This is a genomic window from Streptacidiphilus sp. PB12-B1b (assembly GCF_014084125.1).
Lineage (GTDB): Bacteria > Actinomycetota > Actinomycetes > Streptomycetales > Streptomycetaceae > Streptacidiphilus.
This window is the reverse complement of the sequence record NZ_CP048405.1, coordinates 6215779-6230117: the sequence shown is the minus strand read 5'-3', so window position 1 is coordinate 6230117 and position 14339 is coordinate 6215779. Positions and strand designations below refer to the sequence as shown.

Annotated in this window: 9 protein-coding genes and 3 rRNA genes; 10 read left to right on the top strand and 2 right to left on the bottom strand. The window is 66.4% G+C overall.

Annotated elements, in window-relative coordinates; all coding sequences use genetic code 11:
• Window positions 1–5 precede the first annotated feature (5 nt).
• Both dapB and GXW83_RS26925 read left to right on the top strand, forming a co-directional pair.
• Window positions 6–782 (top strand): 4-hydroxy-tetrahydrodipicolinate reductase, encoded by a 777-nt coding sequence (dapB, locus tag GXW83_RS26930; protein ID WP_182445652.1) that lies wholly within the window; start codon window positions 6–8, stop codon window positions 780–782.
• Between the two features lie 4 nt (window positions 783–786).
• Entirely contained in the window at window positions 787–1230 is a 444-nt protein-coding gene (locus GXW83_RS26925) for a tetratricopeptide repeat protein (protein WP_182445651.1), read from the top strand.
• On the opposite strand, the gene GXW83_RS26920 is transcribed toward GXW83_RS26925, so the two are convergent.
• Window positions 1205–1834, bottom strand: coding sequence for a GNAT family N-acetyltransferase (locus GXW83_RS26920; protein ID WP_182445650.1), 630 nt, complete (start codon window positions 1832–1834; stop codon window positions 1205–1207). The two genes, GXW83_RS26925 and GXW83_RS26920, sit on opposite strands and share 26 nt — an antisense overlap.
• Window positions 1835–1979: 145 nt before the next feature.
• Here GXW83_RS26920 and thyX point away from each other — a divergent pair, with 145 nt between their 5' ends.
• From thyX to rrf, 6 genes are all read left to right on the top strand, one after another.
• Complete coding sequence (gene thyX, locus GXW83_RS26915) at window positions 1980–2738, top strand: FAD-dependent thymidylate synthase (RefSeq protein WP_370466777.1); 759 nt, start codon at window positions 1980–1982, stop codon at window positions 2736–2738.
• A 223-nt stretch (window positions 2739–2961) separates the two neighbouring features.
• Window positions 2962–3861, top strand: a complete 900-nt coding sequence (gene dapA, locus GXW83_RS26910) for a 4-hydroxy-tetrahydrodipicolinate synthase (protein ID WP_182445648.1) — start codon at window positions 2962–2964, stop codon at window positions 3859–3861.
• A gap of 119 nt (window positions 3862–3980) precedes the next feature.
• Window positions 3981–5666, top strand: a complete 1686-nt coding sequence (locus tag GXW83_RS26905) for a ribonuclease J (RefSeq protein WP_182445647.1) — start codon at window positions 3981–3983, stop codon at window positions 5664–5666.
• A gap of 578 nt (window positions 5667–6244) precedes the next feature.
• A 16S ribosomal RNA gene (locus tag GXW83_RS26900) occupies window positions 6245–7763 on the top strand.
• Between the two features lie 311 nt (window positions 7764–8074).
• Window positions 8075–11199, top strand: a 23S ribosomal RNA gene (locus GXW83_RS26895).
• 88 nt (window positions 11200–11287) lie between these two features.
• Window positions 11288–11404: ribosomal RNA gene (gene rrf / locus GXW83_RS26890) — 5S ribosomal RNA — on the top strand.
• Together the 16S, 23S and 5S rRNA genes form the textbook arrangement of a ribosomal RNA operon.
• A gap of 62 nt (window positions 11405–11466) precedes the next feature.
• Here the strand turns inward: rrf and GXW83_RS26885 are convergent.
• Complete coding sequence (locus tag GXW83_RS26885) at window positions 11467–12726, bottom strand: benzoate/H(+) symporter BenE family transporter (RefSeq protein ID WP_182445646.1); 1260 nt, start codon at window positions 12724–12726, stop codon at window positions 11467–11469.
• Window positions 12727–12797: 71 nt separating this feature from the next.
• Between GXW83_RS26885 and GXW83_RS26880 the strand changes: the two genes are divergently transcribed.
• Window positions 12798–13355: a helix-turn-helix domain-containing protein gene (locus GXW83_RS26880; RefSeq protein ID WP_182445645.1), complete on the top strand. Its 558-nt coding sequence runs from the start codon at window positions 12798–12800 to the stop codon at window positions 13353–13355.
• Between the two features lie 126 nt (window positions 13356–13481).
• A complete protein-coding gene (locus GXW83_RS26875; RefSeq protein ID WP_182445644.1) occupies window positions 13482–14333 on the top strand; it encodes a phosphatase PAP2 family protein in 852 nt (283 codons plus the stop codon).
• The last annotated feature ends 6 nt before the right edge of the window (window positions 14334–14339 follow it).

Here is a 14339-nt window from a genome sequence, read left to right as displayed (position 1 = left end):
CGCACATGAGCAGCAACCTGCGGGTCGCGGTGATCGGCGCCAAGGGCCGGATCGGCTCCGAGGCCGTCCGCGCCGTCGAGGCCGCCCCCGACCTGGAGCTGGTGGCCGCCCTCGGCCGGGGCGACGCGCTCGAGTCACTGGCCGAGGCAGGCGCCCAGGTGGCGGTCGAGCTGACCCACCCCGACGCGGTCATGGGCAATCTGGACTACTGCCTGCGGCACGGCATCCACGCCGTCGTCGGCACCACCGGCTGGACCCCGGAGCGGCTGGCGACGCTGGAGGCCGGGCTGGCCGCCGCACCCGGCACCGGCGTGCTGATCGCGCCCAACTTCTCCATCGGCGCCATCCTGACCATGCGCTTCGCCCAGCAGGCAGCCCGCTTCTTCGAGTCCGTCGAGGTGATCGAGCTGCACCACGACAACAAGGCCGACGCCCCCAGCGGCACCGCCACCCGGACGGCCCAGCTGATCGCCGCCGCCCGCACCGAGGCCGGACGCGAGCCGCAGCACGACCCGACCACCCACGGCCTGCCCGGCGCGCGCGGCGCGGACGTCGACGGCGTGCCGGTGCACTCGGTGCGGATGCGCGGCCTGCTGGCCCACCAGGAGGTGCTCTTCGGCGGCGTCGGCGAGACCCTGACGATCCGTCACGACTCGCTGCACCACAGCTCCTTCATGCCGGGCATCCTGCTCGGCGTGCGGCAGGTGACGCGTACGCCCGGGCTCACCTTCGGCCTTGAGAACTTCCTGTTCGCCGAGCAGGGCACCGCCCCCGGAAAGTGACATCATGATCGCCCGTGTGACGTACACCGTCGTCTCCGCCGCCCTGCTGCTCGGCTTCGTGGTGATCGCCGTCACCGGCGGCCAGCTCATCGCCACCGGCAACGCCCTGGCCATCGGCATCGGCATCAGCGCCGAGGTGCTGGTGGTCCTGGGCTGCTGGTTCCTGTGGAAGACCTACCGCTTCGGCCGCCGCAGCGGACAGCTCGCCCGGGAGCTGGAGGCCGAGGGCGCGCTGCCCGTGGACGAGCTGGAGCGCACCGCGGGCGGCCGGATCGACCGCGACTCGGCCGACCGGGTCTTCGCCCGCCGCCAGGCCGAGACCGAGTCCTCCCCGGACGACTGGCGCGCCTGGTTCCGGCTCGCCGTCGCCTACGCCGACGCCCGGGACACCCCGCGCGCCCGCAAGGCCATGCAGCGCGCCATCAAGCTCCACGACGTCCAGGCGTAGCGCCCGCCGCCGACCCCAGCGCCGCCGACCGCCGCGGCGCCACCACGCCCGGCTGCGCCCCGCCCGGTCCCATCGGCGCCGGGACCGGCGCGGTGGCGGCGTACTCCAGCTCCGTCAACGCCGCGCCGCCCAACCGCAGCACGCCGCATCGCCCGGTCGGGTGCATTCCCCGGCGCTCGTAGAACGCCCGCCCCCGGGCGTTGGCCTCCAGCACCCACAGCACGTGCTGCCCGAAGCCGTCCGCCAGCAGCCGGCGCCGGGCCGCCGTCAGCAGGGCCGCGCCCGCACCGGTGGACCAGGCGTCCGGGTGGGCGTACAGCGCGTACACCTCGCCGCGCCGCTCGCCCGTGCGCAGCTGCTCGGGCATCGGCCGCTCCGGCCCGCACATCACGAAGGCGATGCTGCGGCCCTCCCGCTGCGCCAGCAGGCAGTGCCGCCCCGCGGGGTTCTGCTCGAACCGGCGCAGGGCGCGCGTCAGCTCGCCCGGATCGGTGTTCATGGCGTCCAGGTAGGCGGGCGGCATGATCCCCGCATAGGCGGCCCGCCAGGAGGCCGCCCGCAGCCGCAGCACGTCGGAGACGTCCCCCGCGGTCGCATCACGCACCACCGGCGGTGGCAGTCGCCCTTCCCGCACCCTGACCGCTTCCCTTCCGTCCGTCCCGTCCGTCCCACCTGTCGAGAGGTTCAGGATAGACAAGGACTGTCGGCGGCGGCCGATACGCTGAGCGCGGTTCGCACCCGGACCGGCCATGAAAGGAAACTCCCAGGTGACCGACGAAACCCCCGCCGTACCTGAGCCCGTCTTCCGTGACGACGTCACGGTCGAGCTCGTGCGCAGCAGCGCCCAGGACGCCGACGTGCTCTTCGCTGCCCGGGTGTCCACCGCCGGCGAGCAGTCCATCGACGAACTCGACAAGGACCCGGCCCGCTCCAAGGGCCTGATCAACTACCTCATGCGGGACCGCCACGGCACCCCGTTCGAGCACAACTCGATGACTTTCCTGGTCAGCGCCCCGATCTTCGTCTTCCGCGAGTTCCAACGACACCGGGTAGGATTTTCCTACAACGAGGAGAGCGGTCGCTACCGCGAGCTGCAGCCGGTGTTCTACGTCCCCGCTCCGGAGCGCAAGCTGATCCAGAAGGGCCGCCCGGGCAAGTACGAGTTCTTCGAGGGCACGCCCGACCAGCACGACGGGGTCGTCAAGGCGATGGAGGAGTCCTACCGCCAGTCGTACGAGGCCTACAAGACGATGCTCTCCGAGGGCATCGCCCGCGAGGTGGCCCGGGCGGTGCTGCCGGTCGGCCTGTTCTCGTCCATGTACGCGACCTGCAACGCCCGCTCGCTGATGCACTTCCTCTCGCTGCGCACCAAGGACGACCGGGCCAAGGTCCCGTCCTTCCCGCAGCGGGAGATCGAGATGGTGGCGGAGAAGATGGAGCAGGAGTGGGCCGCCCTGATGCCGCTCACCCATGCGGCCTTCAACGAGCACGGCCGGGTGGCGCCGTAGCCCCGCGCCCTGGCCCCGGTCGAGTCGACCGCCGCAGACCGGGTGAGATCTGCCGTATGTCCCATTTGCGGTAAATCTTGATATTCCTTAGTCTCAAAGCACGAGCCCCGGTGCTGTCTGAACCCCCGAGCAGGCAGCACCGGGCTCTCTTCGTGCGCCCCGCCACCCCCCACAGGTGGACTGCTTGTACGTTCGACCACCAGCAACGAGTAGCGTTGGGTCCATGGCTCCGACCTCCACCCCCGAGATCCCCTTCGGCAGAGCGCTGACCGCTATGGTGACTCCGTTCACCGCCGACGGCTCACTCGACCTCGAAGGCGCCCAGCGTCTGGCGACGCACCTCGTCGACGCGGGCAACGACGGACTCGTCGTGAACGGCACCACCGGTGAGTCGCCGACCACCACCGATGCCGAGAAGTCCGCGCTGGCCCGGGCGGTGCTGGAGGCCGTGGGCGACCGTGCCCACGTGATCGCCGGGGTCGGCACCAACGACACCCGGCACACCCTGGAGCTGGCCCGCCAAGCCGAGAGCGTCGGAGCCCACGGCCTGCTGGTCGTCACCCCGTACTACAACAAGCCCCCGCAGGAGGGCCTCTACCGGCACTTCACCTCGGTGGCCGACGCCACCGGACTGCCGGTCATGCTCTACGACATCCCCGGACGCAGCGGTGTCGCCATCGACACCGAGACCATCGTCCGGTTGGGCGAACACCCCCGGATCGTCGCCAACAAGGACGCCAAGGGCGACCTCGGCGCGGCCTCCTGGGCCCGCTCGCGCAGCGGCCTGGCCTGGTACTCCGGCGACGACATGTTGAACCTGCCGCTGCTGTCGATCGGCGCGGTCGGCTTCGTCAGCGTCGTCGGACACCTCGTCACCCCCGAGCTGCGCTCCCTGCTGGACTCCTTCCTCGCGGGCGACGTGGCCAAGGCCGCCGAGATCCACCAGCGGCTGCTGCCGGTCTTCACCGGCATGTTCCGCACCCAAGGCGTGATCACCACCAAGGCTGCCCTGGCGCTCCAGGGCCTCCCTGCCGGGCCGCTGCGGCTCCCGCTGGTCGAGGCCACCGAAGCGGAGACTGCCCAGCTCAGGAGGGATCTCGCCGCCGGAGGGGTACACCTCTGACAACAGACGTTCACGTCCCGCTACCTGCGATGACGTGCAGCACCACGGACAATCCGTAAAGATGCCGCCTGCACCGACCACCCGACCGGGTGTTCGGTGTGCGCGGAAAGGAGAGACTTTTGAGCCATCCGCACCCCGACCTGGGTACCCCGCCGCCGCTCGCCCCGGGAGCGCTCCGCGTCACCCCGCTGGGCGGGCTCGGTGAGATCGGCCGCAACATGACGGTGTTCGAGTACGGCGGCCGCCTGCTCATCGTCGACTGCGGCGTTCTCTTCCCCGAGGAGCAGCAGCCCGGTGTCGACCTGATCCTGCCCGACTTCACCTCCATCCGGGACCGGCTGGACAAGATCGACGGCATCGTCCTCACCCACGGGCACGAGGACCACATCGGCGCCGTCCCGTACCTCCTCCGGGAGAAGCCCGACATCCCCCTGATCGGCTCCAAGCTGACCCTCGCGCTCATCGAGGCCAAGCTGCAGGAGCACCGCATCCGGCCGTACACGCTGGAGGTGAAGGAGGGGGAGCGCGAGCGCATCGGCGTCTTCGACTGCGAGTTCATCGCCGTCAACCACTCCATCCCGGATGCCCTCGCCGTGGCCATCCGGACCCCGGCCGGCATGGTCGTCGCCACCGGTGACTTCAAGATGGACCAGCTGCCGCTCGACAAGCGGCTCACCGACCTGCCGACCTTCGCCCGGCTGGGCGAGGAGGGCATCGACCTGCTGCTGGTGGACTCCACCAACGCCGAGGTCCCCGGGTTCATCGCGCCCGAGCGGGACATCGGCCCCGTGCTGCAGCAGGTCTTCGACCGGGCCGACAAGCGGATCATCGTGGCGAGCTTCGCCAGCCACGTCCACCGCATCCAGCAAGTCCTGGACACCGCCCACGAGTTCGGCCGCAAGGTGGCCTTCGTCGGCCGCTCCATGGTCCGCAACATGGGCATCGCCCGGGACCTCGGCTACCTCAAGGTGCCGGGCGGCCTGGTCGTCGACGTCAAGGCGCTGGACGACCTCCCGGACGAGGACGTGGTGCTGATCTGCACCGGTTCGCAGGGCGAGCCGATGGCCGCGCTGTCGCGCATGGCCAACCGCGACCACCAGATCCGCATCGTGGAGGGCGACACCGTCATCCTCGCCTCGTCGCTGATCCCCGGCAACGAGAACGCGGTCTACCGGGTCATCAACGGCCTCACCCGCTGGGGTGCGGACGTCGTGCACAAGGGCAACGCCAAGGTGCACGTCTCCGGCCACGCCTCCGCAGGCGAGCTGCTGTACTTCTTCAACATCTGCAAGCCGCGCAACCTCATGCCGGTTCACGGCGAGTGGCGCCACCTGCGGGCCGTCTCCGACCTCGGCCAGAAGACCGGCGTCCCCAAGGAGCGGGTGGTCATCGCCGAGGACGGCGTGGTGGTCGACCTGATCGACGGCGTCGCCCGCATCGTCGGCAAGGTCCAGGCCGGCTACGTGTACGTGGACGGCCTCTCGGTCGGCGACATCACCGAGACCTCGCTCAAGGACCGCCGCATCCTCGGCGACGAGGGCATCATCTCGGTCTTCCTGGTGGTGGACTCGGCGACCGGCAAGGTCGTCAGCGGCCCGAACATCCAGGCCCGCGGCTCCGGCATCGACGACGACGCCTTCGGCCCCGCGATCCAGAAAGTGCAGGAGGCGCTGAACCGCAGCGCCCAGGACGGCGTTATCGAGCCCCGCCAGGTCCAGCAGCTGGTCCGCCGGGTCCTCGGCAAGTGGGTGTCCGACACCTACCGCCGCCGCCCGATGATCCTCCCGGTCGTGGTCGAGGTCTGACCCCGCGCCACCCATGGCCGTACGGCCTCCCGGATGCCCCCGGCGACGTCTGTCGCCGGGGGCATCCGCGTCCGCCGACCGATTTGACATCGTCCGGCGGGGTGCGTAGTGTCCTGCGGGTTGCCCTGCGAACGCAGCGGGTGCGACCCATCCCCTGATCAGATTCCGTACGGTCTTCTTCGGCGTGCGCTTTTCCGGGAATGGTCGGTAAATCGGTGGAATTCGCGTCGATGGCGTGGTTCCGCTAGAGTTTCACTCGTCGGAACGGGCCGGAAACGGCGCGGGACGGCGGGAAATCGGGCCGGAAACGGTCTGGTAGGCTTCATAACGAAGAACGAAGCGCCCGGAGAGACCGGTGAAAGGGTCTTGAAGGAAGCGTCCGTTCCTTGAGAACTCAACAGCGTGCCAAAAGTCAACGCCAGATATGTTGATACCCCGTCCGTTTTTGGACGTGGTTCCTTTGATGCACAAAACACTAGCGAGGACGCAGTGCACGAGGTCGGCTGTTCCGCTGACTGTCGTGCCGCTCTTTCGCGGGTGGTGGCCCGCGCTTTTAATTAAGCACAGTCGGGAAATCATTCACGGAGAGTTTGATCCTGGCTCAGGACGAACGCTGGCGGCGTGCTTAACACATGCAAGTCGAACGGTGAAGCCCTTCGGGGTGGATCAGTGGCGAACGGGTGAGTAACACGTGGGCAACCTGCCCCAGATTCTGGGACAACACCGGGAAACCGGTGCTAATACCGGATACGACGCATCTCCGCATGGGGTGTGCGTGGAAAGCTCCGGCGATCTGGGATGGGCCCGCGGCCTATCAGCTTGTTGGTGGGGTGATGGCCTACCAAGGCGACGACGGGTAGCCGGCCTGAGAGGGCGACCGGCCACACTGGGACTGAGACACGGCCCAGACTCCTACGGGAGGCAGCAGTGGGGAATATTGCACAATGGGCGGAAGCCTGATGCAGCGACGCCGCGTGAGGGATGACGGCCTTCGGGTTGTAAACCTCTTTCAGCAGGGAAGAAGCGCAAGTGACGGTACCTGCAGAAGAAGCACCGGCTAACTACGTGCCAGCAGCCGCGGTAATACGTAGGGTGCGAGCGTTGTCCGGAATTATTGGGCGTAAAGAGCTCGTAGGCGGCTTGTCGCGTCGGATGTGAAAGCCCGGGGCTTAACTCCGGGTCTGCATTCGATACGGGCAGGCTAGAGTGTGGTAGGGGAGATCGGAATTCCTGGTGTAGCGGTGAAATGCGCAGATATCAGGAGGAACACCGGTGGCGAAGGCGGATCTCTGGGCCATTACTGACGCTGAGGAGCGAAAGCGTGGGGAGCGAACAGGATTAGATACCCTGGTAGTCCACGCCGTAAACGTTGGGAACTAGGTGTGGGTCACATTCCACGTGGTCCGCGCCGCAGCTAACGCATTAAGTTCCCCGCCTGGGGAGTACGGCCGCAAGGCTAAAACTCAAAGGAATTGACGGGGGCCCGCACAAGCAGCGGAGCATGTGGCTTAATTCGACGCAACGCGAAGAACCTTACCAAGGCTTGACATATACCGGAAACGGCCAGAGATGGTCGCCCCCTTGTGGTCGGTATACAGGTGGTGCATGGTTGTCGTCAGCTCGTGTCGTGAGATGTTGGGTTAAGTCCCGCAACGAGCGCAACCCTCGTTCTGTGTTGCCAGCGGGTTATGCCGGGGACTCACAGGAGACTGCCGGGGTCAACTCGGAGGAAGGTGGGGACGACGTCAAATCATCATGCCCCTTATGTCTTGGGCTGCACACGTGCTACAATGGCCGGTACAATGAGCTGCGATACCGCGAGGTGGAGCGAATCTCAAAAAGCCGGTCTCAGTTCGGATTGGGGTCTGCAACTCGACCCCATGAAGTCGGAGTTGCTAGTAATCGCAGATCAGCATTGCTGCGGTGAATACGTTCCCGGGCCTTGTACACACCGCCCGTCACGTCACGAAAGTCGGTAACACCCGAAGCCGGTGGCCTAACCCGCAAGGGAAGGAGCTGTCGAAGGTGGGACCAGCGATTGGGACGAAGTCGTAACAAGGTAGCCGTACCGGAAGGTGCGGCTGGATCACCTCCTTTCTAAGGAGCACTTCTCCCGACCACGGTCGGGCAGAGGGCCATATCGTCAGCGCATGTCTGACGGTGGTTCGCTCATGGGTGGAACGTTGACTATTCGGCACGATCGGCTTGTCGCCGCTAGTACTGCATCTTTCGGGGTGCGTGGAACGCGGGGTCGGGTGGGTCGGGTCGGGCACGTTGTTGGGTCCTGAGGGCACGGCCGCAAGGCTGGTCTTCAGTGCCGGCCCCAGTGAACTCCACGGCCTTCGGGTGTGGGGGTGATGGGTGGCTGGTCGTTGCTTGAGAACTGCACAGTGGACGCGAGCATCTGTGGCCAAGTTTTTAAGGGCGCACGGTGGATGCCTTGGCACTAGGAACCGATGAAGGACGTGGGAGGCCACGATAGGCCCCGGGGAGCTGTCAACCGAGCTTTGATCCGGGGGTGTCCGAATGGGGAAACCCGGCAGTCGTCATGGGCTGTCACCCGCTGCTGAACACATAGGCAGTGTGGAGGGAACGCGGGGAAGTGAAACATCTCAGTACCCGCAGGAAGAGAAAACAACCGTGATTCCGAGAGTAGTGGCGAGCGAAATCGGATGAGGCTAAACCGTTGTGGTGTGAGACCCGGCAGGGGTTGCCACTTCGGGGTCGTGGGAGAATTCTTGACCGGTCTGCCGGCCGGTCGGAGAGTCAGAAACCGTATGGGTAGTCGAAGGACATGCGAAAGGTCCGGCGTAGAGGGTAAGACCCCCGTAGACGAAACCTGTGCGGCTCTCTTGAGTTTTTCCCAAGTAGCACGGATCCCGTGAAACTCCGTGTGAATCTGGCGGGACCACCCGCTAAGCCTAAATATTCCCTAGTGACCGATAGCGGACAGTACCGTGAGGGAATGGTGAAAAGTACCGCGGGAGCGGAGTGAAATAGTACCTGAAACCGTGTGCCTACAAGCCGTGGGAGCGTCGCAGCGTGTGCTTGCACACAGCTGTCGTGACTGCGTGCCTTTTGAAGAATGAGCCTGCGAGTTTGCGGTGTGTTGCGAGGTTAACCCGTGTGGGGTAGCCGTAGCGAAAGCGAGTCCGAATAGGGCGACATAGTAGCGCGCCCAAGACCCGAAGCGGAGTGATCTAGCCATGGGCAGGTTGAAGCGCGGGTAAGACCGTGTGGAGGACCGAACCCACCAGGGTTGAAAACCTGGGGGATGACCTGTGGTTAGGGGTGAAAGGCCAATCAAACTCCGTGATAGCTGGTTCTCCCCGAAATGCATTTAGGTGCAGCGTCGTGTGTTTCTTGCCGGAGGTAGAGCACTGGATAGGCGATGGGCCCCACCGGGTTACTGACCTTAGCCAAACTCCGAATGCCGGTAAGTGAGAGCGCGGCAGTGAGACTGTGGGGGATAAGCTCCATGGTCGAGAGGGAAACAGCCCAGAACACCGGCTAAGGCCCCTAAGCGTGTGCTAAGTGGGAAAGGATGTGGAGTCGCAGAGACAACCAGGAGGTTGGCTTAGAAGCAGCCACCCTTTAAAGAGTGCGTAATAGCTCACTGGTCAAGTGATTCCGCGCCGACAATGTAGCGGGGCTCAAGTACACCGCCGAAGCCGTGTCATTGCAGTATCAACCCCTAACGGGGGCTGTGATGGGTAGGGGAGCGTCGTGTGCCGGGTGAAGCGGCGGCGGAAGCCAGTCGTGGACGGTATACGAGTGAGAATGCAGGCATGAGTAGCGATACAAGAGTGGGAAACTCTTGCGCCGATTGACCAAGGGTTCCTGGGTCAAGCTGATCTGCCCAGGGTAAGTCGGGACCTAAGGCGAGGCCGACAGGCGTAGTCGATGGACAACGGGTTGATATTCCCGTACCCGCTTTGAAGCGCCAACGTCGAACCTCTGGATGCTAAGCCCGTGAAGCCGTCTTGGATCCTTCGGGTGAAGAGGAGTGGTGGAGCCGGTGACCCAACAGGGTAGTAGGTGAGCGATGGGGTGACGCAGGAAGGTAGTCCAGCCCGGGCGGTGGTTGTCCCGGGGTAAGGGTGTAGGACGAACGGTAGGCAAATCCGCCGTTCACATAGTCTGAGACCTGATGCCGAGCCGATTGTGGTGAAGTGGATGATCCTATGCTGTCGAGAAAAGCCTCTAGCGAGTTTCATGGCGGCCCGTACCCCAAACCGACTCAGGTGGTCAGGTAGAGAATACCGAGGCGTTCGGGTGAACTATGGTTAAGGAACTCGGCAAAATGCCCCCGTAACTTCGGGAGAAGGGGGGCCGGTTGTGGTGATGGCACGTGCTGCCTGAGCTGTGGCCGGCCGCAGAGACCAGCGAGAAGCGACTGTTTACTAAAAACACAGGTCCGTGCGAAGCCGTAAGGCGATGTATACGGACTGACGCCTGCCCGGTGCTGGAACGTTAAGGGGACCGGTTAGCTGCGCTTCGGTGTGGCGAGGCTGAGAACTTAAGCGCCAGTAAACGGCGGTGGTAACTATAACCATCCTAAGGTAGCGAAATTCCTTGTCGGGTAAGTTCCGACCTGCACGAATGGCGTAACGACTTCTCGACTGTCTCAACCATAGGCCCGGTGAAATTGCATTACGAGTAAAGATGCTCGTTTCGCGCAGCAGGACGGAAAGACCCCGGGACCTTTACTATAGCTTGATATTGGTGTTCGGTTCGGCTTGTGTAGGATAGGTGGGAGACTGTGAAGCGGCCACGCCAGTGGTTGTGGAGTCGTCGTTGAAATACCACTCTGGTCGTGCTGGATGTCTAACCTGGGTCCGTGATCCGGATCAGGGACAGTGTCTGGTGGGTAGTTTAACTGGGGCGGTTGCCTCCTAAAATGTAACGGAGGCGCCCAAAGGTTCCCTCAGCCTGGTTGGCAATCAGGTGTTGAGTGTAAGTGCACAAGGGAGCTTGACTGTGAGACCGACGGGTCGAGCAGGTGCGAAAGCAGGGACTAGTGATCCGGCGGTGGCTTGTGGAAGCGCCGTCGCTCAACGGATAAAAGGTACCCCGGGGATAACAGGCTGATCTTCCCCAAGAGTCCATATCGACGGGATGGTTTGGCACCTCGATGTCGGCTCGTCGCATCCTGGGGCTGGAGTAGGTCCCAAGGGTTGGGCTGTTCGCCCATTAAAGCGGTACGCGAGCTGGGTTTAGAACGTCGTGAGACAGTTCGGTCCCTATCCGCTGCGCGCGCAGGAGTCTTGAGAAGGGCTGTCCCTAGTACGAGAGGACCGGGACGGACGAACCTCTGGTGTGCCAGTTGTCCTGCCAAGGGCATGGCTGGTTGGCTACGTTCGGGAGGGATAACCGCTGAAAGCATCTAAGCGGGAAGCCTGCTTCGAGATGAGGACTCCCACCACCATCGAGTGGGTAAGGCTCCCAGTAGACGACTGGGTTGATAGGCCGGGTGTGGAAGCCCTGTGAGGGGTGGAGCTGACCGGTACTAATAGGCCGAGGGCTTGTCCATAGTTGCTACGCGTCCACTGTGTTGTTCTGAAGCAACGACCCCTTCCCGGGAGCGTCATGCCGGGGAGTGCGGGTCAACTTCATAGTGTTTCGGTGGTCATAGCGTGAGGGAAACGCCCGGTTACATTCCGAACCCGGAAGCTAAGCCTCATAGCGCCGATGGTACTGCAAGGGGGACCTTGTGGGAGAGTAGGACACCGCCGAACAACCTTTCGTGAAAGGCCCTCTGACCTCGAGTCAGAGGGCCTTTCCGCGTTTCCGGAGACCATTAGGGCCGCCGCAGCAGTCCGTACGCCGCGAGACCGGCCAGGAGTGCCCAGACGGGTGAACCTATGCCGAAGGCGGAGACGCCGGAGGCGCAGACGGCGATCGTGATGACTGCGGCTTCTCGGCTGCGTTCGTCCGCGAGGGCGGCCACCAGGGCGGAGCCCAGGGTGCCCAGCAGGGCCAGGCCGGCGGTCGCCTCGACCAGCAGTGGTGGGGCGGCGGTGAGGAGCGCGGCGGAGAGACCGGCGGCGAGGCCGAGGACGAGGTAGACGGTGCCTGCGGTGACCGAGGCGATCCAGCGGCGTCCTCGGTCCGGGTGTGCGTCGGGGCCTGCGGAGAGGGCTGCGGTGATCGCGGCGAGGTTCACCATGTAGAGGCCGCCGAAGGAGCCCGCAGTGGTGGCCAGACCGGTGCCGAGCAGGATCGGGCGGGTCCTGGGCCGGTAGCCGAAGTGGGTGAGCACGGCCACGCCGGGGATGTTCTGCGACGCCATGGTGATCACGTACAGCGGCAGAGCGATGCTGACGACCGCGCCGACGCTGAACGCGGGCGCGGTCCAGGTCGGTGCGGGGAGCAGGCTGTCGGCGTGGCCCAGGTGCAGCGAGTGGTGGAGCAGGAGTGCGCAGAAGGCGGTGAGCAGGGCGCCGGGTGTGGCCCAGCGCCGGGCGGAGCGGGTCAGGACGGCCCAGGCGGCGATGGAGGGCAGGGCGAGCGCCGGCAGCTGGTCGGCGGCCCGTACCGGCGCGAGGCAGAGCGGCAGCAGGACGCCGGAGAGGAGCGCGGTGGCCAGGGGTGCGGGGATGGCCGCGACCCAGCGGCCGAGCCGCTGCCAGAGGCCGGTGAGGGTGATCAGCAGCCCGCTGATCAGGAACGCCCCGATCGCGTAGCGGTAGCCGCCGTGCTGGTGCCCGGCGTTGACGAGGAGTGCGGCGCCCGGGGTGGACCAGGCGATACTGACCGGCTGCCGGTGGCGCAGGCCGAACCAGATGGCGAGGCCGCCCATGGCCAGGCAGAGCAGGAGCAGGCCGGAGACGGCCTGGCGCGGGTCGGCGCCGACCGCCCGCAGGCCGCTCAGCACCAGCACGAAGGAGCTGCTGAAGCCCACGACGGCGGTGACCAGCCCGGCGGCGAGCGGCTGCGAGAGCCGTGCCTCCGGCAGCGGGTCCGGCGGATGGCCGGAGTCGGGCACATGCGCCGGGTCCGGCACATGTCCGGGGTCCGGCCCGGACGGGTGCGCGGTGGCGGGTTCGGTAGTGGACATGGCTCCCCCTGCGTGCTGCTGTTCGGGTGTTCCGTTTATGGAACGATAGCCGCTGGGGAATACTGGGCGCCATGGCTCAGGGATGGTCGGACGGCTCGGCTGCGGAGACAGGGCTGCGCATCCGCCGTCTCCGCAGTCAGCGCGGGCTCAGCCTCTCGGAGCTGGCCCGCCGGGCGGGCATCGGCAAGGCGACGCTCTCCGGTCTGGAGACCGGCACCCGCAATCCCACGGCCGGGACGCTGTACGCCATCGCCGGGCAGCTCGGGGTGCCGCTCGCGGCGCTGCTGACGACCCCCGGAGCCGCCCCGCCCGCCGTGCCCGACCTGCACGGGGACGCGATCACGGCGACGCTGCTGGAGGCGTTCACCGACGGCGGCGTCAGCACCGAGCTGTACCGGCTGCGGATCCGGCCCGGCCCGGCGCAGACCTCGCCCGCGCACGGGCCGGGGGTGGTCGAGTACCTCACCGTGTTCAGCGGTACCGCGCTGGTCGGTCCGGTGGGCGCGCCGGTCGTGGTCCGGGCCGGCGAGCACGCCTCCTGGCTCGCGGAGGGGCCGCACACCTATGCGGCGCTGGACGAGTCCGTGGTCGAGGCCGGCCTGCTGATCAGGCATCCGCTGGCGGAGTGAGCCGGGCCGAGGCCGGATGGTCGCCCTGGAGTGTCTCCTGTCAGTGGCGGACGCTACGGTGTGCCACAACGGCATGCCTGACGGTGTGCCCGCAGGCTGTGTCCGCACGGGGAGAGGCGGTTTGCCGTGCAGAATCTCACACTGTCCTGGCAGTCCGCCGGGGCGTTGAGCGTCGCGGTGTACGCGGGCTCGGTGCTGGTGCGCCGCAGCGGGCGGGCCCGTGCCGGTCTGGTGCTGCGCGAGGCCGCCACGGTGGTGGCGCTGTTCGCGGTGTGGCAGTTCGCGGGCCAGCTGTCGGTGATGGGGACGGACGACGCGGTCGCGCGCGGCCAGTGGATCTGGGACACCGAGCGAAGACTGGGCCTGCCCAGCGAGGCGGCGCTGCAACGATGGGTGCTGCCGCATCCGTTGCTGGTGGAGTCCGCCAACTACTACTACGCCGTCATGCACTTCGGTGTGATGATCGCGCTGCTGGTCTGGCTGTTCCTGTGGCACCGGGAGTCCTATCCCTGGGTCCGGGGCACGCTGGTGCTGGTCACCGCCATGTCGCTGGCGGTGCAGCTGATACCGGTGGCGCCGCCGCGCCTGCTGCCCAACTCGGGGATGGTGGACACGGCGGCCCAGTACGGGCAGTCGGTGTACGGGGCCACCATCGGCGGCCTGCAGGCCGACTCGTTCTCGGCCATGCCGTCGGTGCATGTGGCGTGGTGCGTGCTGGTGGCCGTGGCGGTGGTCCGGGTGGGCCGGAGCCGGTGGCGCTGGCTGATCCTGCTGCATCCGCTGATCACCGTGTCGGTGGTGCTGGTGACGGCCAACCACTACTGGTTCGACGGCCTGGCGGCGGTGGCGCTGCTGCTGCTCAGCTACCTGCTGCAGTGGGCGGCCGGGCGCGCGGCGGCCCACTGGCGGGCGCGGGCGGGGCGGCCGCTGCCGGCCCCGGCCGAACAGCCCGACGACATACCGGTCTCGACGGCATGAGCCGGA

Excerpts from the sequence above, each read along its gene's own strand:
- dapB (WP_182445652.1), top strand. The coding sequence starts at position 6 with ATGAGCAGCAACCTGCGGGTCGCGGTGATCGGCGCCAAGGGCCGGATC.
- GXW83_RS26925 (WP_182445651.1), top strand. The coding sequence starts at position 787 with ATGATCGCCCGTGTGACGTACACCGTCGTCTCCGCCGCCCTGCTGCTC.
- GXW83_RS26885 (WP_182445646.1), bottom strand. The coding sequence starts at position 12,726 with ATGTCCACTACCGAACCCGCCACCGCGCACCCGTCCGGGCCGGACCCC.
- thyX (WP_370466777.1), top strand. The coding sequence starts at position 1,980 with ATGAAAGGAAACTCCCAGGTGACCGACGAAACCCCCGCCGTACCTGAG.
- GXW83_RS26880 (WP_182445645.1), top strand. The coding sequence starts at position 12,798 with ATGGCTCAGGGATGGTCGGACGGCTCGGCTGCGGAGACAGGGCTGCGC.
- dapA (WP_182445648.1), top strand. The coding sequence starts at position 2,962 with ATGGCTCCGACCTCCACCCCCGAGATCCCCTTCGGCAGAGCGCTGACC.